Origin of the sequence: Nitratireductor mangrovi, from assembly GCF_007922615.2 — a bacterium.
GTDB lineage: Bacteria > Pseudomonadota > Alphaproteobacteria > Rhizobiales > Rhizobiaceae > Mangrovimarina > Mangrovimarina mangrovi.
The window spans coordinates 1853074-1874465 of the sequence record NZ_CP042301.2 but is presented as its reverse complement, the minus strand read 5'-3'; the positions used below and the strand labels follow the sequence as shown (position 1 = coordinate 1874465).

Below are 21392 nucleotides of genomic sequence, written 5' to 3'. Positions count from 1 at the left end.
CTGGCGTTCGAGCCTTACCAGCACGTATAGCCGCCATCGGCAAGCACGATGGCACCGGTCATCAGGCTGGCGGCATCGGAGGCGAGGAAATGCACCACCGAGGCGATTTCGTGCGGCTGGCCGACACGTCCCATCGGCGTCATCTCAAGCCAGGTGGCATACATGTCCGGATTTTCCTCGATGCCGAAGGCGGTGAGCGGTGTCTCGATATAGGTGGGAGCGACCGCGTTGACACGCACGCCGCGACGGCCCCACTCGGCGGCAAGCGATTTCGTCAGGTGGTGTACGGCGGCCTTGGAGGCGTTGTAGAAGGACTGCGGCTGCGGCTTGTTGACGATGAAGCCGGACATGGAGCCGATATTGACGATGGCACCCTGGCCGCGGTCGAGCATCGGGCGGCCGAAGGCGCGGCAGCACCAGAAGACGCCGTCGAGATTAACGTCCATGTGGAAGCGCCAGTGCTCGTCGCTGGTCTCCTCGGCGGGTACGTCGCTTTTGGCGACGCCGGCATTGTTGACGAGGATATCGACCCGGCCCAGACGGTCGACGATGCCGGTGGCGGCTTCGTCGACGGCGGCCGAACGGGTGACGTCAAGGGTCAGCCCCTCGGCCTCGATGCCGAGCGCCCGGAGGTCGGCGACGCAGGCCTCGTGGCGCTCCGGCATCAGTTCGGCGACAACGACACGCGCGCCGGCCTCGCCGAGGGCGCGGGCGCAGGCGGCGCCGATGCCCTGGCCTCCGCCGGTGACGACCGCGACCCGCCCGTCGAGCCTCAGTTTGTCGAGATACATTGCGTTCAGCCTTTCCCAGACGCCGCGGCGGCGCTGAAGCCCGTGGCGCAATCTTTGTTCAAGTCAGTGCGAAGGGTCGCTCTTCGGTGCCCGCCGCTGGTCTTGCCTGTCGGCCGGATCATCGAATGGCGAGGCCTTTCGCATCAAAACGGTGAACCTTGGACGGATCGGGCGTGAGATAGATGGTCTCGCCGTGGCGGACGCCGAACTCGCCGTCGGCGCGCGCGGTGAGCAAGCCGAGCGTGTCGGAATGGACATGCAGGAAGGTGTCGGCGCCGAGATGCTCGGCCACGCCGACTGTCCCCTTCCACGCGCCTTCGCTGGTGGAGAGCGCCAGATGCTCGGGACGCACGCCAATGGTCTCGGCACCGTGTTTTCCGGCCTCGGCGCCGTCAATCAGGTTCATTCGCGGCGAGCCGATGAAGCCAGCGACGAACAGATTGCGCGGCGCGCGGTAAAGCTCGAGCGGCGAGCCGACCTGCTCGATGTTGCCTGCGTTGAGCACCACGATCTTGTCGGCCATGGTCATGGCCTCGACCTGGTCGTGGGTGACGTAGATCATCGTGGTGGCCAGCTGGTGGTGGAGTTCGCTGATCTCCAGCCGCATGGTGCCGCGCAGGGCGGCATCGAGGTTGGACAGCGGTTCGTCGAACAGGAACGCCTTGGGCTGGCGCACGATGGCGCGGCCGATGGCGACGCGCTGGCGCTGGCCGCCGGACAACTGGCCGGGCCGGCGGTCGAGATAGTCGGTCAGGTTGAGCACCCGAGCCGCGTCCTCGACCTTGCGGTCGATGGTCTCGCGGTCTTCGCCGGCCATCTTCAACGGGAAGGCGATGTTCCTGCGCACGCTCATATGCGGGTAGAGCGCGTAGGACTGAAAGACCATGGCAAGGCCGCGCTTGGCTGGCGGCAGGGTGGTCGCGTCGACGCCGTCGATCTCGATGACGCCGGAGGTCACATCCTCCAGCCCGGCGATCAGGCGCAGCAGGGTCGACTTGCCGCAGCCCGAGGGGCCGACGAAGACGACGAACTCGCCGTCATTGATGTCGAGGTCGAGCGGGGGAATGACCTCGACGTCGCCGAAGCTCTTGACCACCTGCTTGAGTTGAATGGCGCCCATCGTCGCCTCCTCCTATTTCACCGCGCCGAAGGTCAGGCCGCGGACGAGTTGCTTCTGGCTGAACCAGCCAAGAATCAGGATCGGCGCGATGGCCATGGTCGAGGCTGCCGAGAGCTTAGCGTAGAACAGGCCCTCGGGGCTCGAATAGGAGGCGATGAACGCGGTCAGCGGACCGGCCTGGGCGGCCGTGAGGTTCAGGGTCCAGAAGGCTTCGTTCCAGGCCAGGATGAAGTTGAGCAGGACGGTCGAGGCAATGCCCGGCACCGCCATCGGCGTCAGCACATACAGGATCTCGTCGCGCAGGGAGGCGCCGTCCATGCGGGCCGCCTCGAGGATCTCGCCGGGGATTTCCCGGAAATAGGTGTAGAGCATCCAGACGATGATCGGCAGGTTGATCAGCATCATCACGATGACGAGGCCGATCCGGGTGTCGAGCAGGCCGAGCTGGATGAAGAGCAGATAGATCGGATAAAGCACGCCGACGGCCGGCAGCATCTTGGTCGACAGCATCCACAGAAGGATGTCCTTGGTGCGCTTGGAAGGCACGAACGCCATCGACCAGGCCGCCGGCACGGCGACGATGATGCCGAGCAAGGTCGAGCCGCCGGCGATGATGACCGAGTTCCACAGGAAGCGCATATAGTTGGAGCGCTCCTGCACCACCGCGTAGTTCTCCAGCGTCCAGTCGAAGAACAGGAACAGCGGCGGGTCATTGATCGCCTGCGCCTCGGTCTTGAAGCTGGTCAGGATCGTCCACAGGATCGGGAAGAAGATCAAAAGGCCGATCGCCCAGGCGGCGGCGGTGGTGAACGCCTTGCGGCGGGGTGTGACGGCTCGGGCCATGGTTCCCTCCTCAGGCGTCCAGGTTCTTGCCGACGATCCGCATCAGGAAGATCGCGACGATGTTGGCAAGGATGATGGCATAGACGCCGCCGGCGGAGCCGAGGCCGACATTCTGGCTTTCGAGTACGCGCTGGAAGATCAGATAGGTCAGCGTGCGGGTTCCGAACGAGCCCTGGGTGGTCACGAAGATTTCCGCAAAGACCGACAGCAGGAAGATCGTCTGGATCAGGATGACGATGGTGATGGCGCGCGACAGATGCGGCAGGATGATGTGGCCGAAGCGCGACAGCGGCGGCGCGCCGTCCATTTCGGCCGCCTCCAGCTGCTCGCTGTCGAGCGACTGGATCGCGGTGAGCAGGATCAGCGTCGCGAAGGGCAGCCACTGCCACGAGACGATCAGGATGATGGAGAATATCGACGCGTCGCTCAGCCATTCGACCGGCTGCGCCCCAAAGAACTTCCACAAATGCGCCAGGAGGCCGTTGACCGGGTCCATGAACATGTTCTTCCAGACCAGCGCCGATACGGTCGGCATGACGAAGAACGGCGCGATCACCAGGATGCGGACGATGCCCTGGCCCCAGAACGGCTGGTCGAGCAGCATGGCAAGCAGCACGCCGAGGACGACGGTAATGAGCAGGACCCCGCCAACGATGACGAGGGTGGTCTGGACGCTGGGCCAGAACGAACTGGAGGTCACGAAGCGGACGTAGTTCTCGAAGCCGATCCAGCCCAGATCACCGCCGCGCAGCGGCAGATAGCGCTTGAACGAGAAATAAAGGGTCATGGTCAGCGGGACGAGCATCCAGCCGAGCAGCAGGATGACGGCGGGAGCCATCATGATGCGGGCGGCGGAGCGGGAGTGTTGCGTAGCCATGACAGGTTCCCTTCGTCTCGTGCGCGGCAGGCACGGGAGACGACGATAGCGCCAAACCTTGAGGGGCGGGCAAAGGGCGGAGGGCAGATCTCGTCTGCCCTCCGCAGTTCAGGGAGGATCAGTAGCCGGCGGCTTCCATCTCGTCGGCGGTCAGCGCCTGCGCCTTGGCAAGCGCCTCCTCGGCGGTCTGCTGACCGGCAAGTGCGGCCGAAAACTCCTGGCCGACCTGTGTCGCGATGCCGGCGAATTCGGGGATCGCCGCGAACTGGACACCCACATAAGGCACCGGATCGACCGTCGGATTGTTCGGGTCGGCCGACAGGATGCTTTCAAGCGTCATCCTGGCGAACGGAATGTCCTTGTAGTTGGGGTTCTCGTAAAGCGAGGTGCGCGCGCCGGGCGGCACGTTGGCCCAGCCCTCCTTGGAGGCCACGAGCTCGATATATTCCTTGGAGGTGGCCCACTGCACGAACTCCTTGGCGGCGGCTTCCTTCTGGGTGCCCGCCGGGATCGCCAGCGCCCAGGCCCAGAGCCAGTTGCCGCGCTTGCCGAGCCCGGTATCGGGCGCGAGCGCGAAACCGACCTTGTCGGCGACGGTGGAGTCGTCCGGATTGGTTACGAAGGAGGCCGCGACGGTGGCGTCGATCCACATGCCGCACTTGCCCTGCTGGAACAGCGACAGGTTCTCGTTGAAGCCATTGGTGGAGGCTCCGGGAGGCCCGGCGTCGTTCATCAGGTCGAGATAGAAGGTCAGCGTCTCCTTCCACTGCGGCGAATCGAATTGCGGCTTCCACTCCTCGTCAAACCAGCGCGCGCCGAAGGAGTTGGCGGTGGCGGTCAGGAAGGCCATGTTCTCGCCCCAGCCGGCCTTGCCGCGCAGGCAGATGCCGTAGACTTCGTTGTCCCTGTCGGTCATCTTGCGCGCCGCGTCGGCTACGAACTCCCAAGTGGGGGCGTCGGGCATTTCCAGACCGGCCTTTTCCATAAGGTCGGTGCGATACATGATCATCGAGGATTCGCCGTAGAACGGTGCGGCATAGAGCGTGCCGTCGACGGACAGGCCGCCGCGCATCGCCGGCAGGATGTCGTCGATGTCGTATTCGGCCGGCATATCGTCGAGCGAAACCAGCCAGCCCTGCCGGCCCCAGATCGGCGTCTCGTACATGCCGATCGTCATGATGTCGAACTGGCCACCCTTGGTGGCGATGTCCTGTGTGACGCGCTGGCGCAGCACGTTCTCCTCGAGCGTGACCCACTCGACCTCGTGGCCAGTCTTGGCCGTGAAGTCGTCGGTCAGCCCCTGCATGCGGATCATGTCGCCATTGTTGACGGTGGCGATGGTCAGCGTTTCGGCGTGCGCGGCGAGCGCAAGCACGCTTGCCGAGCACAGGCCGAGCGCGATCGAGCGTAATCTCATCGAATTCCTCCCTTGGTAGATGAGCAATTGCTTTCGTGATGAGCAATTATTCATTTGGCGACGCAGATGTCAACGCCCGATCGATGCTGCGATGCAGCATCTGCGTTCGGCACAAGCAGGATGGTGGCCGTCAGTCGCGCAGCAGGGCGGCGGCGGTGCGCTCGTCGGTGACGAGGCCGTTGACGAGGCGACGGGTGAGGGCGGCACGGATACCGGGCAGCTTGCGCTCGCCCATGGCGGCGGCGATCACCTGGCTGGTTTCGCGCGAGGGGATCGGGGCGCTGGCGACGCGCTCATTGGTGATGCCCTCGATCAGGCGGCCGGCGCTGTCGAAGGCCCAGCCGACGATCTCGCCGACGGCGCCGGCCTTGCGCAGGGCGCGCAGTTCGTCTTCGGAGACAAAGCCGTCGACGAAGAGCGGCGCCTCGGGGCTGAGGTCGCCGATGCCGACGAAAGTCACGTCGGCGCGGGCGGCAAGCTCCAGCGTGGCGCGGATCATCGGCTGGCGGTGCAGCATCTCGCGCTCCTCGGGCGAGGAGGCGATGACGGGCAGCGGCATCGGGAAGCTGCGGGCCTTGGCTCGGTCGGCCATGGTGAAGATGACGTTGTAGAAGGCGGCGGAGCCGTCGGGCGCGATGTTGCCGGTCAGCGAGACAACCTTGTGATGCGGGCAATCCATGGCCGGCAACTGCTCGATCGCCGCCTTCAGCGTGCGGCCGGTGCCGATCGCCATGACTGCCGGCTCGGGCGCGCGCAAGCGCCTTTCGATCTCGGCCGCGGTCGCTTCGGCGACGCCGATCGTGGTCGAGGCGGACTCGGGATCGCTCGGCACGACCTCGACGAGATCGAGCGCGAAGCGGTCCCGGAGCCTTTCGGCAAGGTCGAGGCAGTCGGCGATCGGGTGGTCGATGCGGACCCGCACCAGCCCTTCCTGCATCGCCAGCGAGACAAGGCGCTGCGCGGTCTGGCGCGAGACGCCGAGCTTGGCTGCGATCTGGTCCTGGGTGTTGCCGGCGACGTAATATAGCCAGCCCGCGCGGGCGGCGTCGTCAAGTCGGCTGGTCGTGTCTGCCTGGCGGCTCATCTTCCCACCCCGCTGCTGCGCCGTTTTATGCCGGCGCCTAGGTCACGAGACGCGCGGAAGCCTCTCGCGCGTCTTGTGGCTGAAGGGACAAAGGATAACCGCCAATCGATGAACGGCAAGTCAACAATTGCTATCGACGTGGGCGGAAGCTCGCTTGCCCGATACAGAATGCGATCCAACCCGGCGGCGAGTGAAGCGGAGCGGGACGGGGAGTTGGTGGGTGATGTAGGGATCGAACCTACGACCCGCTGATTAAGAGTCAGCTGCTCTACCAACTGAGCTAATCACCCACGGAGCCCGGCGGCGTCGGCCGCGAGCGTGCGGCTCTATAGCCGCTCGACCCGGCTCATGCAAGCCTCTCGGTCGAAAGAAAACGGTCATGCGGGGCTCGGTGGCGCCGGCGCTCAAACATGGTGACGGCAGATCACGCCAATGCGCCGAGGGGATCTGCAAAGGCTTGTCTGCCACGCCAAGTCGCCGCGGCCGGTCACGCGAAAAGGCGGCCCTCGGCGACCTTGACCGCATGACCGCCGATACGCATGGCGGAAGGCTTGCCGGCGGCCATGTCGATCTCGAGCCGGATCGCGGAAGGCCGACCCATCTCGATGCCCTGTTCGATCCAGTGGCGGCCAGGGCCGTCGACCGGTGCGTCGAAGGCGACGATGGCGCCGGCGAAGGCTGCGGCCGCCGAGCCGGTCGCCGGGTCTTCGGGGATGCCGTCATGCGGGGCGAACATGCGGGCGTGGAAGGCGTTCTCCTCGTTCTCCGTCTCCCGGCAATAGACATAGGCGCTGGCGATGATGGCGCCGGCTGGGGGCGCGACGTCGAGCCAGAGATCGGCATTGACCCTGGCGCGGGCGGCGGCGTCGAGGCCCGCGACGGGCACGCAGACATAGGGCACGCCGGCGGTCCAGGCGGAAGGGCGGTGGTTCTCGAAGCCGATGTCGGCGGCGTCGAGGCCGAGGGCGGCGGCGATCAGCTCCGGCTCGGCGGCGAGGCTGATGCGCTCGGGCAGGCGCGGCAGGTCGAACTCGGCGAAGGTCGGCGCGCCTTCCCCTTCGCTGACGGCGCAGCGCACGATGCCGATCTTCTCCTCAAGGACCAGAATGGCGTTGCCGGCGGTCCTTTCCCTGCCGGCGCCACGCTCGAACAGCGCCACCGCGGTGCCGACGGTCGGGTGCCCGGCAAATGGCAGTTCGCTCTTCGGCGTGAAGATGCGCACGGCGGCGGTGTGGGCAGGATTTTCCGGGGCGGCGAGAAAGACGGTCTCCGACAGGTTGAACTCGGCGGCGATGCGCTGCATCGCCTGCCCGTCGAGGCCGTCGGCGTCGTGGACGATCGCCAGCGGGTTGCCGGCCAGCGCCCGGTCGGTGAAGACGTCGTAGACCTCGTATCGTCTGCCTTGCATATGCCTCTCCCTCGTGGCGATCCGCATCTGTCGAGCCAGATGAATGATGAGGCGCTGCGCTGGCAAGCCCGGCATTGTGCCGGGCGCAATATCGTTCAGGCGGCCCGGTGCCGGTGACGACGTACAAGCGGCCGGGCACGGGATGGCAGGACACGCACGCGTGTTGGCGAGTTGACCGAAATGGGCGAAACTCGGCCGGTCGCGTTTGCGTTGAAAGAGTTGGCCGGCCGGGCCGACGCGACATCTTGCGGAACAAAGCCTTTGCTGCCGGGATTGACCTTCATGCAGGACCATATTTCGCATCCGGACTTTTACGGCAGCTTGCCCCTGCAAACCGGGTTCGAGGAACTGGCCGACGGCTCGGCCTATCGTCCGTTGCCGGACGACTGGTTCGTCGGAACAGCCGATCTCGTCGGCTCGACCAGGCTGATTGCGGAAGGCCGCTACAAGGTGGTCAACACCGTCGGCGCAGCGGTGATCTCGGCGCAGATCAATGCCGCCGGCGGCGAGAGGTTCCCGTTCGTTTTCGGCGGCGACGGCGCCAGCTTTGCGCTGCCGAGCGCGCACCAGGAGCGCGCCCGCGATGCGCTGGCGCGGGTCATCGGCTGGGCGCGGTCGGAGTTCGGCATCGAAATGCGCGGCGCGATCGTGCCGCTGGCCGAGATCCGGGCGGCCGGGCACGATGTGTTCGTAGCGCGGCACCGGCCGTCGCCCGGCGTCGACTATGCCATGTTTTCGGGCGGAGGTGTGGCCTGGGCCGAGCGCGAGATGAAGGCCGGGCGGTTCCGGATCGAGGCGGCGCCCGAGGGCGCGTGGCCGAATCTCGAGGGGCTCTCCTGTCGCTGGACACCGATGCGGGCGCGAAACGGAACCATCCTGTCGCTGCTGGCGATCCCGCGGCCCGACGCCGACCCGGGCGCCGTGGCCAAGGTGATGCGTGATGTCGTGGCCCTGACCAGCGGGCTTGAACGTGGCGGCCACCCGGTGCCGGCAGTCGGGCCGGGCTACGAATGGCCGCCGATCGGGTTGGCGCTGGAGGCGCACGCGACGCGGGCCGGGGGCTCGCTGCTCTGGCGCAAGCTGCAGCTCGTCGGCGAGACCCTGTTCGCGTGGTTCCTGTTCCGGACCGGCATTTCCGTCGGCGGCTTCGATCCGAAGCATTATGTCGAGACGACGAGCGCCAATGCAGACTTCAGAAAATTCGACGACGGGCTGAAGATGACGCTCGACTGCGATGCCGAGACCCGAGAGCGGCTGGAGGCGAAGCTCCGACAGGCGGCCGAAGCCGGCCTGCTCAGCTACGGGCTTTACGAGCAGGACGAGGCGATCATGACCTGCATCGTGCCGTCGGTGACCAGCGACGACCACGTGCATTTCGTCGACGGTGCCGCCGGCGGCTACACCACGGCGGCGATGGCGATCAAGGGCGGGACAGCGTAGACCCGACCGTCCCCTCCGCTCCTGCCAAGCCCTCGATACGCTCGGCGACCATCTCCTGCATCCGCCACAGATGACGGTCGTGCAGGCCGAGCTCTTCCAGGTGCTCGACCGTGTTGCGCAGATATTCGGCCATGGTGCCCCAGAAGCCGACGGCGACCGCCAAGCGGTCGGCGATTTCCTCGGTCGACAGGCCGCCGACATAACCCGGATAGTTGCGCGCGCAGACAAAGGCGATGGCGCGCAAGGGGCCATCCTGGGTGATGACCGAGACCCAGCGCGGCGTGATCGGCGGCTCGCGCTCGAGCAGGGTGACGAGGTCGGGATCGAGCCGTTCGGCCTCGATCTTCAACGCCACGCCCTTGCAGCTTCCGCCACGGTCGAGCGACAGCATCAGGCCCGGCTGCTCGGGGTTGCCGCGGTAGCGGGTGTCCCAGCCGAGGCAGAATTCGCGATGCCAGCCGCGAACGAGCCCGACGCGCCGGCCGGAAAATTCGATCGGCGAACGCCAGATGAGCGAGCCGAAGGCGAACACCCACAATGGCTCGCCGGGGCAGAGTTCGGCGCGGATCGCGCGTGCGGTGCTCGTGAACCAGTCCTTCGGCACCAGCTTCTGGCGCTCCATCGGGCCGGGATCGTCGATTGCGCGATGAACACGCGCCACGTGCTGGCGGGTGAGGCGCATGGTTCGGCCGCGTTGCCCTCGGCTGTTTCTGGCGGTCATCGGAGTTTGAAACGAAAATGTCGCGATCCCTTGCAGGCAAGGTGCAACGGCCGGGATCGCTTTGCAATCGGCCTCAGGCCTTGTGCCGCCGCGAAACCGTGTCGGGGCGGCCTGGCAGGGCAAGCCGTGTCTTCTGGCCGGTGCGCTCGGCCACCACCTTGCCTGCGGCGACGACGCACAAGCGCTCGGCGCGCAGCCGCAACGCCTCGACAGGATCGCCGGCGTCGAGGATGACGAGGCTCGCCTTGTTGCCGACCGCGAGCCCGTAATCGCCAAGGCCCATGATCGCGGCGCTCTCGGTCGTCACCATATCGAAACATCGCCGCATCTCGTCCGGGTGCGACATCTGGGCGACATGCAGGCCCATGAAGGCGACGTCGAGCATGTCGGCGGTGCCGAGCGAATACCAGGGGTCGAGCACGCAGTCCTGGCCGAAGCCGACGCGGATACCATAGGCCAGCATCTCCTTGACCCGGGTCAGCCCGCGCCGCTTGGGAAAGGTGTCGTGGCGGCCCTGCAGCATGATGTTGATGAGCGGATTGGGGATCGCGGCGACCTGCGCCTCGGCCATCAGTGGCAGGAGCTTGGAGACGTAATAATTGTCCATCGAATGCATGGAGGTGAGGTGGGAGCCGGCGACACGGCCGCTAAGCCCGAGGCGTCGGGTTTCGTAGGCAAGCTGCTCGATGTGGCGCGAGAGCGGATCGTCGGTTTCGTCGCAATGCATGTCGACCATCAGCCCGCGCTCGGCGGCGATCTCGCAGAGATCGGTGACGGAGCGGGTGCCGTCGGACATGGTCCGTTCGAAATGTGGGATGCCGCCGACAATCTCGACGCCCATGTCGAGCGCGCGGATGGTGTTTTCGCGAGCGTTGGCCGAGCGGTAGAGGCCGTCCTGCGGGAAGGCGACCAGTTGCAGATCGATGAAGGGCGCGACCTCTTTCCTGACCTCCAGCAGCGCCTCGACGGCGAGCAGCCGGTCGTCGCAGACATCGACGTGGGAGCGGATGGCGAGCAGGCCCATCGACACTGCCCAGTCGCAATAGGCAAGCGCGCGCTGCTTGACCGCCTCGTGGGTCAGGAGCGGCTTCAGTTCGCCCCAGAGCGCGATGCCTTCCAGAAGCGTGCCGGAGGCGTTGATGCGCGGGATGCCGTAGGAAAGCGTGGCGTCCATGTGGAAATGCGGATCGACGAAGGGCGGCGAGACGAGGTTGCCGGTCGCATCGACCTCACGCGCAGCCTTCGCATCGATGCGAGGCTCGATGGCGGCGATACGATAGCCGGCAATCCCGATGTCGCGCACGGCGCCGCCGGGCAGGGTGCCGCCGCGGACGATCAGGTCGAAGCTCATCTCTCGCCTTTCTGGTAGGGGATCATCAGGGCCTTGGGATAGGTCGCGCGGCGTGCGACCAGGATCAGCGCCAGGATCGACAGCACATAGGGCAGCATCAGGAAAAGCTGGTAGGGGATGACGCCGCCGGTGACCTGCTGCAGGCGCACCTGGTAGGCGTCGAAGGCGGCAAAGAGCACAGCACCGAGCAGCGCCTTGCCGGGCCGCCAGGAGCCGAACACGACAAGCGCGATGCAGATCCAGCCGCGGCCATTGACCATCTCGAAAAAGAACGAGTTGAAGGCCGACATGGTAAGGAAGGCGCCGCCGATGGCGATCAGCGCGCTGCCGGCCATGACCGCGCCGATGCGCGTTGCGGTGACGCTGATGCCCTGGGCCTCGACGGCGGCAGGGTTCTCGCCGGCGGCGCGCAGCGCGAGGCCGAGCGGGGTGCGGTAGAGCGTCCAGGCGACGACGGCGACGGTCACGTAGGCCAGGTAGGTGAAGGGCGTCTGGGCGAAAAGCGCGGGTCCGACGACGGGGATGTCGGAAAGTACCGGGATCGCCAGCGGCTGGAACGGCTCGATCTTGGGCGGCGAGGTGACCTCGGGCAATGCCAGACGGTAGGTGAAATAGGTCAGCGAGGTGGCGAGCAGCGTGATGCCGATGCCGACGACGTGTTGCGACAGGCCGAGCGGCACGGTCAACGTGGCGTGAAGCAGGCCGAAGGCGGCGCCGGTCATCGCGGCGACGACGACCCCGGCCCAGAGATCGCCGCCGGAATAGACGGTGAACCAGCCGGCGAAGGCGCCGGCGACCATGATGCCCTCGATACCGAGATTGAGCACGCCGGCGCGCTCGCAGATCAGTTCGCCCATGGTGGCGAAGATCAGCGGCGAGGCGATGCGGATCGCGGCGACCCAGAAGGAGGCGGTGAAGAGGATTTCGACGGCTTCGATCATGCCTCTTCACCTCCACCTGATACGGTAGCGGGTCAGCATGATCGCCGTGACCATGGTCAGGAGCGCGGTCGCCGTCATGACATTGGCGATGTAGCTCGGGACTTCCGCGGTGCGGCTCATGGCGTCGGCGCCGACGAAGATGCCGGCGACGAAGATTGCGGCGGCGACCACGCCGAGCGGGTTGAGCATGGCCAACATGGCGACCACGATGCCGGTGTAGCCGAAGCCCGGAGAGAGATCGAGGGTGAGGTTGCCCTTCAGCCCGGAGACTTCCGAGAAGCCGGCAAGGGCCGCGAGCCCGCCCGACAGGAGCGCGGTCTTGGCCAGGACCGTGTTGACGGGAATGCCGGCGAAGCGCGCTGCCTCGGGATTGTGGCCGACGGCGCGCATCTCGTAACCGAGCGCGGTCTTCGTCATGACAACCCAGACGATCAGTGCCGAGACGATGGCGATGACGAAGCCGTAGTGGAGGCGCTTGCCCTGGACGATGCGCGGCAGCTTCGCTTCGGCAATGACCCGTTCCGACTGCGGCCAGCCGAGGCCCATCGGATCCTTGAGGACGCCTTCGAGCAGCATCGAGACGACAAGCAGCATGATGAAGTTGAGAAGCAAGGTGGTGACGACCTCGTCGACGCCGAGGCGGGTCTTCAAGAGCGCCGGCCCGAGCAGGAGCAAGGCACCGGCAGTCATCGCCGCGATCATGATCAGGGGGATGAGCAGGAAGGCGGGCAGCGGCAGCGCACCGGTGCCGAGCACCACCGTCAGCACGGCGCCGGCATAAAGCTGCGCCTCGGCGCCGATGTTCCAGAGCTTGGCGCGGAAGGCGACAGCGACGGCGAGCCCGGTGAAGATCAGCGGTGTGGCGCGTGTCAGCGTCTCCAGCAGCGCGAATTGCGAACCGGCCGCACCCCTGGCGACCAGCGTGAAGACGGACAGTGGCGAGGCGCCGGCGGCCAGCACCAGCAAGCCGGCGATCGCCAGCGTGACGAGGATGGCGCCGGCGGGGTAGGCCAGCGTCACGGCCAGCGAGGGCGCGGGTTTGGGTTCGAGCCGCATCTAGTGCCCCGCAAGCGGAAGGGATCGCGTCGCCTTCCCGATCACGCCGCTGCCTCCAGCCCATGCCCGGCCATCAGTTCGGCGATCTCGCGCACGGAGCGTTCACCCCGTGCCGAGGATGCGGACAGGCGGCCCTTGAACATCACCAGGATGCGATCGGAGAGCGTCAGGATCTCGTCGAGGTCTTCCGAAACGAGCAGGATCGCGGCGCCGCGGGCGCGCGCCTCGAGCAGCCGGCCGTGGACATAGGAAATGGCGCCGACGTCGAGGCCGCGCGTCGGCTGGTTGGCGAGGATGATCTTCGGGTCCGGGTCGAGTGCGCGGCCGAGAATCAGCTTCTGCATGTTGCCGCCCGAAAGCAGCCGGACGCGCGCCTCGGGCGAGGGGCATTTGACGTCGTAATCGGCAATCAGTGTTTCGGCGAAATTGCGCGCCGCGTTCCAGTCGAGGAAACCGCGGCGCGAAAAACGCGGCGAGCGGTAGCGCTCGGCAATGACGTTTTCGGTCACACTCATGTCGCCGATGGTGCCGACGGCGTGGCGATCTTCGGGAATGCGTGCGATCCCTGCGGCGAGGGCTCTTGACGGCGACCATTCTGTGACAGGCGTGTCGGCGACTTCGAGGCTGCCGGAACGCGGCCGTTCGAGACCCGAAAGGATGGCGGCGAGCGCGGTCTGGCCGTTGCCCGAGACGCCGGCCAGGCCGACAATCTCGCCGCCGCGCAATTCAAGGGAGACGTCGTGGAGCCCGACCGGGCCGGACACCGTTGGCGCGGAAACGCGGTCGAGGCGCAGCAACACGGGCCCGGGTGAGGCAGCAGCGATGGCCGGCGGGCTGATCTCCTGCCCGACCATGAGCGCGGCCAGCTCCTGGCGCGTGGTTGCGGCGGTCTTCCGCTCCCCTGCGACGCGGCCGGAGCGCAGCACCATGACGCGGTCGCTGATCGCCAGCACTTCGTTGAGCTTGTGCGAGATGAAGATGACCGAGAGCCCGGAGGCGACCAGTTTCCTCAGCGTGGCGAAGAGGGCGTCGGTCTCGATCGGCGTCAGTACCGCGGTCGGCTCATCGAGGATGAGGACCTTCGCCTCGCGGTAGAGCGCCTTCAGGATCTCGACGCGCTGGCGCTCGCCGACCGTGAGTTGCACCACCGTTTGCGCTGGATCGATGGCGAGGCCGAATTCGGAAGCGAGGGCGTTGACGCGCTCGATCGCGCGCCGCCGGTCGAAACGCGGTGACCATGCCGGCTGGGTGCCAAGCGCGATGTTTTCCAGGACCGTCATGTTGTCGGCGAGCGTGAAGTGCTGATGCACCATGCCGACACCCGCTTCGAGGGCGGCGCGCGGGTCGCCCGGCGGCAGCGGTTGGCCAAAGGCTTCGACCGTGCCCTCGTCGGCGACATAGTGGCCGAAAAGGATGTTCATCAGCGTCGTCTTGCCGGCGCCGTTCTCGCCGAGCAGGGCCACCACCTCGCCGCGCTTCAGTTCGAGCGAAATCGAATCGTTGGCGACCAGCGTGCCGAAACGCTTGGTGATGGAGGAGAGGCGCAGGGCGGGCGTGGCTTCGGTCATGGCGAGACGGCGATTGGCCATCCCTTCTCGCCGCGCATGGCGAGAAGGTGGCGCGAAGGGGCGGATGAGGGGCGGTACCGGCCGGGCAGGATCGATGCGGTCCACCCGCCTTGCCGGTATCCTCTCCCCGCGGGCGGGGAGAGGAAGTCTCTCATCAGCTCGACTTGGGCTCCTCGTCGTTGATCTCGACCGTGAAGGAGCCGTCCTTGATCGCCTTTTCCTTCTCGGAGACCATCGCCATGATGTCGTCCGGAACCTTGCCCTCGAAGGTGCCGAGCGGGGCGAGCGAGCAGCCGCCATGCTTCATGAAGGAGTAGATGCCGTAGTCGTCGGCCTTGAAGCTGCCGCCCTTGACCTGGGCTATGGCGTGATCGAGCGTCGGCTCGAAATGCCACAGCGCCGACGCGACGACGGTCTCGGGGTAGTCGGCCTGGGTGTCGATGACATTGCCGATGGCGAGCAGGCCGCGCTCCTGGGCGGCGTCGGAGACGCCGAAACGCTCGGCATACATGACGTCGGCGCCGGCATCGATCTGCGCGAACGCGGTTTCCTTGGCCTTGGGCGGGTCGAACCATGAGCCGATGAAGGCGACCTGGAACTTGATGTCGGGCGCAACTTCGCGTGCACCGGCCATGAACGCATGCATCAGCCGGTTGACCTCGGGGATCGGGAAGCCGCCGACCATGCCGATATTCCTGGACTTGGTCATCGCGCCGGCGATGATGCCGGAGAGGTAGGACGCGTCCTGGATGTAGTTGTCGAAGACCGCGAAGTTCGGATGCGCCTCGTCGGGCTTGAAGCTGGAGCCCATCAGGAAGGCGGTGTCGGGATAGTCGTCGGCGACGGTGCGCGAGGCGTCCTCGACCCCGAACACCTCGCCGATGACAAGCTTGTGGCCGGCCTCGCAATATTCGCGCATGACGCGCTCATAGTCGCTGTTGGAGACGTTCTCGGAAAAGACGTATTCGATGTCGCCGCGGTCCTTGGCGATGTTGGCGGCCTTGTGGATGCGGCTCACCCACTGCTGCTCGACCGGCACGGTGTAGATCGCCGCGACCTTGATCGGTTCCTGCGCAAAAAGCCTGCCGGGGAAGGCAGCGGTTCCGGCAAGGGCGGCACCTGCGCCGACGGCCTGCAATACGGCGCGGCGGGAAATGGCAGAAAATTGTGACGAATGGAGACGTTTCGACATGGGTTCACCTCTGGTTCCGACAGACTCCGAGGACGTTGCCCGCCCCGATTTTTTATCATTTGGTCAAGCGTAGGACAAAACGCGGCAAGCCGCAATCGGCGTAGAGGTGGCAGGGTGGTCGACCGATTCGGGTCTCGCCGATGCGCGGAAATTCTCCGACGCTTGCGCAGGACAATCGCAAGGGGGCCAATTGCGCGGGAGGCGTGCACCCGTCGATGGTCACAATCGAAAAATTGATGGCCATGCAACCAATTCGGCCGTTGGTGGGCAAATCTTTACCCGTTGTTAGCCAAGCTCTCCAACAGTGGCGGGCGATCGGACCGATCGGGGACGGGCCTTAAGGCCAATGGGCGACGGCCGCCGAGAGGCGGGAAGGGGGCATTCTGATGCATTTGCGCAAGGCGATCGTGGCGCTCGCCGTGGCCGTGCTGGCGGCACCGGCCGCGTTGGCGTCGGCGGACCTGAAGAAGGATTTTTCGCGGCCGAAGGAGGTCCCCTTTCCGGCCGAAAATCCATACACGCCGGAAAAGGCCGCACTCGGCAAGGCGCTCTATTTCGACCCACGGCTTTCCGGTCCGCAGAACATGAACTGCGCGTCGTGCCACAATCCCTCCTTCGGCTGGGAGGTGCCGGTGAAGACCCCTGTGGGCGCGCAGAACGTGGCGCTGGCCCGCCAGGCGCCCACGGTGCTCAACACGGCCTGGCGCCACGTCTTTTTCTGGGACGGGCGCGCCGCGACAGCCGAAGAGCAGGCCAAGGGGCCGATCGAGGCGCCAGCCGAAATGGATCTGCCGCTTCCCGACGCCGTCGCGCGGCTGGAAGCGATCCCGGCTTATGACGAGTGGTTCGAAAAGGTGTTTCCGGGCGAGGGCGTGACCCCCGACACCATCGTCGCGGCCATCGCCACTTTCGAGCGCACGGTAGTCGCAAGTTATGCGCCGTTCGACGCCTGGGTCGACGGTGACGAGAAGGCGATCTCGGACAGCGCCAAGCGCGGCTTCGAGGTGTTCACCGGCAAGGGCAAATGCGCCACCTGCCATGTCGGCTGGGATTTCACCGACAATCTTTTCCACGACATCGGCACCACCAAATACGATGCCGGGCGCGGCCGGATCGATTTCGACGATCCGCACGCGCTCTATGCGTTCAAGACGCCGTCGCTGCGCGATACCGGCCAGAGGGCGCCCTACATGCATTCGGGCGAGTTCCCGACGTTGCGCTCGGTGATCGAGCATTATGTCGAGGGCGGTTTCGACCGGCCTTCGCGCTCGCCGCTGATGGGGCCCGTCGACCTTTCCGCCCAGGATATTGACGACCTGATCGAGTTCCTCAACGCACTTACCGGCGCCAAGCAGGTCGTGACCCTGCCGGTGCTTCCCAACTGAGGACCCGTCCCATGCCCATCCTTTCACGCATGCTCATCGGCTTCGGGATCATCATCGCGCTGGGCGTCGTCCAGAGTGCACTGACCGGCGCGTCGGTGCGTTCGCTGTCGCGGCAGATCGAACACGCGGCGGCGGAGCCGGTCGCGCAGGTCGATTCGGCACGTTCGGCCTGGGACGCGTTCGGCGAGGCGCGGACGCATGTGGCCAGCGTCATCGAAGGCATCCGTTATCGCTCCAGTGCGGAGGAACTGGAGATCTTCAACGCGCTGGCGGCCCGTATTGACGAGGAACTGGTCCGCTTCACCGCGACCTCGCTGTCGCCTGAAACGGCGGAGATGGCCGAGACCACGACGGCGACGATCGCCGAGTGGAAACGCAACGCGCTGATCCTGCTGGGAGAAAAGCCGGCGACGGCGATCCCGGCGCCGCACGTCATGGACCGCTATGCCGACGAGATTCGCGTCGGGCTGGAAGGACTGGTCGCGGCGGCCCTGGCGAGCGCGCAGAAATCGCGCCAGGACATCAATGCCCTTGCGCAGGCAACGCAGTGGCGCACCATCGCGATGTCGATCGGCGTCGCGCTGCTGGGCCTGCTGATTGCCGTACCGCTGGCGCTGTCGCTGACGCGGCCGCTGGGAAGGCTGCAGGCCCGCATGCTGTCGATGATCGACGGTGATGTCGAAACCGCGATCGCCGACCAGAAGCGGCGCGACGAGATCGGCCGCATCGCGCAGGCGCTGGGCTATTTCCGCGAGCGGCTGGTCGAGCGCAACCGCCTCGAGGAAGAGGCGGCCGATGCCGGCCGGCTCAACGAGCAGAAGCTGCGCGACACAGAAGACGCGTTCACCGCCGCGGGCCGCGAGCAATCGACCATCGTCGAGGAACTCGGCCGCGCGATCGACGCCGTGGCGCAGGGCGACCTGACCGTGCGCATCACGGCGGAGGTCGGCGCGGCCTACGAGAAGCTCAAGAGCGACTTCAACGCCGCCATCGCCAGTCTCGAGGCGATCGTCGGCACCGTGTCGACGACAACGGAGGACATCCGCGTCGGCGTCGACGAGATTTCCCACGCGGCGGGTGACCTGTCGCAGCGCACCGAGCGACAGGCAGCCGACCTTGCCGAAACGACAGGTGCCCTCGACGGGGTGCTGTCGACCGTTGAAAAGACGTCCGACGGGGTCAAGCGCGTGCGGCAGGCCGTGACGGCGGCCGACACCGAGGCGAATGCGAGCGAAGAGATCGTACGCAAGGCCGTCGAGGCGATGGGGCGCATCGACAAGTCTTCGGATTCCATCAGCCAGATCATCGGGGTGATCGACGAGATCGCCTTCCAGACCAATCTTCTCGCACTCAACGCCAGCGTGGAGGCGGCGCGCGCGGGCGAGGCCGGCCGCGGCTTTGCTGTGGTTGCGCAGGAGGTGCGCTCGCTGGCGCAACACTCCGCGTCGGCGGCGAGCGAGATCAAGACGCTGATCTCAAGCGCGCGGCCGGAGGTCCAGCAAGGTGTCGAACTGGTGTCGGAGGCCGGCGAGGCCTTGTCGCGCATCGGCAAGCAGGTTTCGGCCATCAATGGCGTCGTGGCGGAGATGGCCGAAAGCGCGGTCGAGCAGGCGACGTCGATCCGCGAGATCAGCCAGTCGGTCGGGCAGATCGATCAGGTGACGCAGCAGAATGCAGCCATGGTCGAGGAATCGACCGCCGCGACCTATTCGCTGAAGAGCAAGACCGAGGAGCTTGCCGGCAAGCTCGGTCAGTTCCGCATCACCGGCGCCAAGAAGGAACAGGTGCGCCGCGCCGCCTGATCAGCGACGATCATCGCCAGCGTCGGAAGCACTTTCCAGCCGCCCGGCGCGCCTGGCGAGCTTTTGTGCAAGCGCCGGACCGACACCGGGCCGGCTCCATGGACACACCGCAATGCAGATCGCGCAGCCATGCGTCTGGTTGAAAAACGGCAGGCATTTGTCGAAGTCGACATACCATTTCCTGTCGCCGCGCACCGTCTGCTTTTCGTGAAAGATCGCCTCGGGCGGGCAGGCATCCTCGCAGATACGGCAATTGGCGCAGAAGTCGTCGACGCCGACGGCGCGGGCCGGCGTCGTCGCGAACGGGGCATCAGTCAGGACGGCGGACAGCCGGAACGACGAGCCGAACTCCGGGTTGATGATCGAACCGTGCTTGCCGAGTTCGCCGAAGCCGCAGGCGATCGCTGGCGGGATCAGTGCCACGCTGCCGGTCATCGGGCCCGTCACCGGTTCGGCATCCCAGCCTTCGCTGCGCAGCCAGGCAGCCATGTGCAGGGCGGTGGCGGCCGCGCGGCCGTACTGGCGCACCACCTCAGCGCCGGCGCTCGGCTTCGGCGCGGTCGCGATCCGGTCATAGTCGTGCTGGACGCCGACGACGACGATGCGCGTGAAGGGGACCTCGTGGCCTTCAAACACCCATTCGGGCCGCATTTCGGTGACGCCTGTCATGTCGCAAGCTCCCTCGTCGACGAAGCGCGACAGAAGGGCGGTCCACGCTTCCGGGGAGCGGGAAACAGGAGTGTCGGCCAGCGTCGGCAAAGCCACGTTGGTGACACGCGCCCGCTCGGCGCGGGCCTGCGTGAGCTCGGGGTTCTGCGGATCAACGGAATAGAACCAGCGCTGCAGCCGGCCATGGGGAATGTCATCGGGATTGGGCGCCCAGTAGACCATACGCGGGCGGCGCGGTGTCTCGTCGCCAAGCCCGTTGATTGCATTGCCCGAGATACCGGGATCGAGTTCTCGCTGCGCGGGATCCGGCGAGAACGGGCGATAAGGGTTGGGCTTCGGCATCGGACAAGCCTAGCGCGCGGCTGAAGCCGCGTCCACGCGGTCGAGCGCGGCCTATGCGGTGCGGCGGCGCTCTCCGTAGCTGGCCACGAAACGGCGCAGACGCTCCGTCGCCTCGCGCAGGACCTCCTCGCTCTGGCACAGGCTGATGCGGACATGGCCGCTGGCAGCCTCGCCGAAACTCAGGCCCGGCATGACCGCAACGCGTTCGCTCTCAAGGAAGCGCCAGGCAAAACGCTCGCAATCGAGGTCGATGCCGGAGATGTCGAGCATCACATACATGCCGCCTTCGGAGCCGCGCACCGTGATGCCTTCGATGCCGCGCACGGCTTCGAGGAAGGCGCGGCGGCGCGTTGCATAGCGCTCGGCGATTTCGTCGATACCCCAGGCATTGTCGAGGGCCTGGATGGCGGCGCGGCTGACGAAATCGTTAAGGCCATAGGTGGTGACGAGATTGAGACTGACCAGCCGCGCGATGAGGTCGGCCGGGCCGGTGAGCCAGCCGATGCGCCAGCCGGTCATGCCGTGGCTCTTGGACATGGAATTGACCACCAGAGTTCGTTCGGCCATGCCCGGGAGGGCGCGGGGCGACAGATGCGTCTTGCCGCCGGGCAGGGTCCAGTAAACCTCGTCGGAGATGAGCCAAAGATCGTGCTGGCGGCAAAGTTCGGCAATGCCTTCGAGGCATTGGCGCGAATAGACCGCACCGGTGGGGTTGTTGGGCGTGTTGATCAAGACGGCGCGCGTGTTGTCCCTGAGCGCGGCTGAGATCGCGTCGGCACGCGGCTCAAAGCCGTCGTCAGCGCGCGCCTCGACAACGGTGAACTCGGCGCCGGCGGCGCGAAAGGTGCCGGGATAGGTCGCGTAGTAGGGGGAGATCATGACCGCGTGGTCGCCCGGGTCGAGTGTGGCCTGCACGGCGGCGAACAGTGCGAGTTGGCCGCCCGGCGTGGCGATCACCTCGTCAGCAGTCGTCGCAATACCGGCGGCCTCTCCAGCCACCCGGGCCATCGCCGCGCGCAGGCTCGGCAGGCCGGCAAGCTGGGTATAATGATGATGGCCGGCGCGGGCGGCGGCGATGCAGGCCTCGACCGTGGCCGACGGGGTGTCGAAATCGTGGTCACCGACCGACAGCATGAGGATGTCGTCACCGGCCTGCCTGCGGGCCATGGCGGCGAAATGGATCTCCCAGCCGTCCTTGCCATGGGGGGTGATACCGGAGATGCGGGCTGAAGGATGGGGCATGACGGGTCTTTCCGGGCTTCGATCGGTCGGGCTCCGATCTTTCGATGGCCGCGACGAGGCACGGCCATATTGCAGCAGCATGCCGAGCGTAATCGTTTTGTCGAGTCGGGGATCGCGACATGCTGACGCGACCCGACAAGGCG

18 protein-coding genes and 1 tRNA gene are annotated in these 21392 nt (G+C 66.3%); 3 read left to right on the top strand and 16 right to left on the bottom strand.

The window, feature by feature from the left end:
* Positions 1 to 14: 14 nt before the first annotated feature.
* The 8 genes from FQ775_RS09235 to FQ775_RS09200 all read right to left on the bottom strand — a co-directional run bounded on the left by FQ775_RS09235 (position 15) and on the right by FQ775_RS09200 (position 7540).
* Complete coding sequence (locus FQ775_RS09235) at positions 15 to 791, bottom strand: SDR family NAD(P)-dependent oxidoreductase (RefSeq protein ID WP_146301616.1); 777 nt, start codon at positions 789 to 791, stop codon at positions 15 to 17.
* Between the two features lie 118 nt (positions 792 to 909).
* Complete coding sequence (locus FQ775_RS09230; protein WP_146301615.1) at positions 910 to 1911, bottom strand: ABC transporter ATP-binding protein; 1002 nt, start codon at positions 1909 to 1911, stop codon at positions 910 to 912.
* Positions 1912 to 1923: 12 nt separating this feature from the next.
* Entirely contained in the window at positions 1924 to 2754 is an 831-nt protein-coding gene (locus FQ775_RS09225; protein WP_146301614.1) for a carbohydrate ABC transporter permease, read from the bottom strand.
* Between the two features lie 10 nt (positions 2755 to 2764).
* Entirely contained in the window at positions 2765 to 3631 is an 867-nt protein-coding gene (locus tag FQ775_RS09220; RefSeq protein ID WP_146301613.1) for a carbohydrate ABC transporter permease, read from the bottom strand.
* Between the two features lie 118 nt (positions 3632 to 3749).
* Complete coding sequence (locus tag FQ775_RS09215; protein ID WP_146301612.1) at positions 3750 to 5048, bottom strand: ABC transporter substrate-binding protein; 1299 nt, start codon at positions 5046 to 5048, stop codon at positions 3750 to 3752.
* Between the two features lie 130 nt (positions 5049 to 5178).
* Positions 5179 to 6132: a sugar-binding transcriptional regulator gene (locus FQ775_RS09210; protein WP_146301611.1), complete on the bottom strand. Its 954-nt coding sequence runs from the start codon at positions 6130 to 6132 to the stop codon at positions 5179 to 5181.
* A gap of 214 nt (positions 6133 to 6346) precedes the next feature.
* A tRNA-Lys gene (locus tag FQ775_RS09205) sits at positions 6347 to 6422 on the bottom strand.
* A 197-nt stretch (positions 6423 to 6619) separates the two neighbouring features.
* Positions 6620 to 7540: a PhzF family phenazine biosynthesis protein gene (locus FQ775_RS09200; RefSeq protein ID WP_146301610.1), complete on the bottom strand. Its 921-nt coding sequence runs from the start codon at positions 7538 to 7540 to the stop codon at positions 6620 to 6622.
* A 282-nt stretch (positions 7541 to 7822) separates the two neighbouring features.
* Between FQ775_RS09200 and FQ775_RS09195 the strand changes: the two genes are divergently transcribed.
* A complete protein-coding gene (locus FQ775_RS09195; protein WP_146301609.1) occupies positions 7823 to 8980 on the top strand; it encodes a DUF3095 domain-containing protein in 1158 nt (385 codons plus the stop codon).
* Here FQ775_RS09195 and FQ775_RS09190 read toward each other — a convergent pair.
* The 6 genes from FQ775_RS09190 to FQ775_RS09165 all read right to left on the bottom strand — a co-directional run bounded on the left by FQ775_RS09190 (position 8961) and on the right by FQ775_RS09165 (position 15809).
* Positions 8961 to 9662 (bottom strand): gamma-glutamylcyclotransferase, encoded by a 702-nt coding sequence (locus FQ775_RS09190; RefSeq protein WP_167812874.1) that lies wholly within the window; start codon positions 9660 to 9662, stop codon positions 8961 to 8963. The genes FQ775_RS09195 and FQ775_RS09190 overlap by 20 nt on opposite strands.
* 112 nt (positions 9663 to 9774) lie before the next feature.
* Positions 9775 to 11052 (bottom strand): amidohydrolase family protein, encoded by a 1278-nt coding sequence (locus tag FQ775_RS09185; protein WP_146301607.1) that lies wholly within the window; start codon positions 11050 to 11052, stop codon positions 9775 to 9777.
* Positions 11049 to 11993, bottom strand: coding sequence for an ABC transporter permease (locus FQ775_RS09180; RefSeq protein ID WP_206064855.1), 945 nt, complete (start codon positions 11991 to 11993; stop codon positions 11049 to 11051). Before FQ775_RS09180 ends, FQ775_RS09185 begins: the two co-directional genes overlap by 4 nt.
* Before the next feature lie 6 nt (positions 11994 to 11999).
* On the bottom strand, positions 12000 to 13049 hold the full coding sequence (locus FQ775_RS09175; protein ID WP_146301606.1) for an ABC transporter permease: 1050 nt from the start codon (positions 13047 to 13049) through the stop codon (positions 12000 to 12002).
* A gap of 41 nt (positions 13050 to 13090) precedes the next feature.
* The gene (locus tag FQ775_RS09170) at positions 13091 to 14638 is read right to left on the bottom strand and encodes an ABC transporter ATP-binding protein (RefSeq protein ID WP_246730311.1); all 1548 of its coding nucleotides are present in this window, start codon (positions 14636 to 14638) and stop codon (positions 13091 to 13093) included.
* Positions 14639 to 14771: 133 nt separating this feature from the next.
* On the bottom strand, positions 14772 to 15809 hold the full coding sequence (locus tag FQ775_RS09165; protein WP_146301605.1) for a BMP family protein: 1038 nt from the start codon (positions 15807 to 15809) through the stop codon (positions 14772 to 14774).
* A 386-nt stretch (positions 15810 to 16195) separates the two neighbouring features.
* Between FQ775_RS09165 and FQ775_RS09160 the strand changes: the two genes are divergently transcribed.
* Together FQ775_RS09160 and FQ775_RS09155 are read left to right on the top strand one after the other, a co-directional pair.
* Entirely contained in the window at positions 16196 to 17194 is a 999-nt protein-coding gene (locus tag FQ775_RS09160; protein ID WP_146301604.1) for a cytochrome-c peroxidase, read from the top strand.
* An 11-nt stretch (positions 17195 to 17205) separates the two neighbouring features.
* On the top strand, positions 17206 to 18996 hold the full coding sequence (locus FQ775_RS09155; protein WP_146301603.1) for a methyl-accepting chemotaxis protein: 1791 nt from the start codon (positions 17206 to 17208) through the stop codon (positions 18994 to 18996).
* Here the strand turns inward: FQ775_RS09155 and FQ775_RS09150 are convergent, their stop codons facing one another.
* Together FQ775_RS09150 and FQ775_RS09145 are read right to left on the bottom strand one after the other, a co-directional pair.
* Complete coding sequence (locus FQ775_RS09150; RefSeq protein ID WP_146301602.1) at positions 18997 to 20007, bottom strand: 4Fe-4S dicluster domain-containing protein; 1011 nt, start codon at positions 20005 to 20007, stop codon at positions 18997 to 18999.
* A gap of 51 nt (positions 20008 to 20058) precedes the next feature.
* Positions 20059 to 21249 (bottom strand): pyridoxal phosphate-dependent aminotransferase, encoded by a 1191-nt coding sequence (locus tag FQ775_RS09145; RefSeq protein ID WP_146301601.1) that lies wholly within the window; start codon positions 21247 to 21249, stop codon positions 20059 to 20061.
* Positions 21250 to 21392: the final 143 nt, after the last annotated feature.

What these genes read in the sequence shown, in the direction of transcription:
- FQ775_RS09215 (WP_146301612.1), bottom strand. Translation starts at nt 5,048, where the DNA reads ATGAGATTACGCTCGATCGCGCTCGGCCTGTGCTCGGCAAGCGTGCTT.
- FQ775_RS09190 (WP_167812874.1), bottom strand. Translation starts at nt 9,662, where the DNA reads ATGCGCCTCACCCGCCAGCACGTGGCGCGTGTTCATCGCGCAATCGAC.
- FQ775_RS09210 (WP_146301611.1), bottom strand. Translation starts at nt 6,132, where the DNA reads ATGAGCCGCCAGGCAGACACGACCAGCCGACTTGACGACGCCGCCCGC.
- FQ775_RS09180 (WP_206064855.1), bottom strand. Translation starts at nt 11,993, where the DNA reads ATGATCGAAGCCGTCGAAATCCTCTTCACCGCCTCCTTCTGGGTCGCC.
- FQ775_RS09235 (WP_146301616.1), bottom strand. Translation starts at nt 791, where the DNA reads ATGTATCTCGACAAACTGAGGCTCGACGGGCGGGTCGCGGTCGTCACC.
- FQ775_RS09165 (WP_146301605.1), bottom strand. Translation starts at nt 15,809, where the DNA reads ATGTCGAAACGTCTCCATTCGTCACAATTTTCTGCCATTTCCCGCCGC.
- FQ775_RS09175 (WP_146301606.1), bottom strand. Translation starts at nt 13,049, where the DNA reads ATGCGGCTCGAACCCAAACCCGCGCCCTCGCTGGCCGTGACGCTGGCC.
- FQ775_RS09225 (WP_146301614.1), bottom strand. Translation starts at nt 2,754, where the DNA reads ATGGCCCGAGCCGTCACACCCCGCCGCAAGGCGTTCACCACCGCCGCC.
- FQ775_RS09185 (WP_146301607.1), bottom strand. Translation starts at nt 11,052, where the DNA reads ATGAGCTTCGACCTGATCGTCCGCGGCGGCACCCTGCCCGGCGGCGCC.
- FQ775_RS09145 (WP_146301601.1), bottom strand. Translation starts at nt 21,249, where the DNA reads ATGCCCCATCCTTCAGCCCGCATCTCCGGTATCACCCCCCATGGCAAG.
- FQ775_RS09150 (WP_146301602.1), bottom strand. Translation starts at nt 20,007, where the DNA reads ATGCCGAAGCCCAACCCTTATCGCCCGTTCTCGCCGGATCCCGCGCAG.
- FQ775_RS09230 (WP_146301615.1), bottom strand. Translation starts at nt 1,911, where the DNA reads ATGGGCGCCATTCAACTCAAGCAGGTGGTCAAGAGCTTCGGCGACGTC.
- FQ775_RS09170 (WP_246730311.1), bottom strand. Translation starts at nt 14,638, where the DNA reads ATGGCCAATCGCCGTCTCGCCATGACCGAAGCCACGCCCGCCCTGCGC.
- FQ775_RS09195 (WP_146301609.1), top strand. Translation starts at nt 7,823, where the DNA reads ATGCAGGACCATATTTCGCATCCGGACTTTTACGGCAGCTTGCCCCTG.
- FQ775_RS09155 (WP_146301603.1), top strand. Translation starts at nt 17,206, where the DNA reads ATGCCCATCCTTTCACGCATGCTCATCGGCTTCGGGATCATCATCGCG.
- FQ775_RS09220 (WP_146301613.1), bottom strand. Translation starts at nt 3,631, where the DNA reads ATGGCTACGCAACACTCCCGCTCCGCCGCCCGCATCATGATGGCTCCC.
- FQ775_RS09200 (WP_146301610.1), bottom strand. Translation starts at nt 7,540, where the DNA reads ATGCAAGGCAGACGATACGAGGTCTACGACGTCTTCACCGACCGGGCG.
- FQ775_RS09160 (WP_146301604.1), top strand. Translation starts at nt 16,196, where the DNA reads ATGCATTTGCGCAAGGCGATCGTGGCGCTCGCCGTGGCCGTGCTGGCG.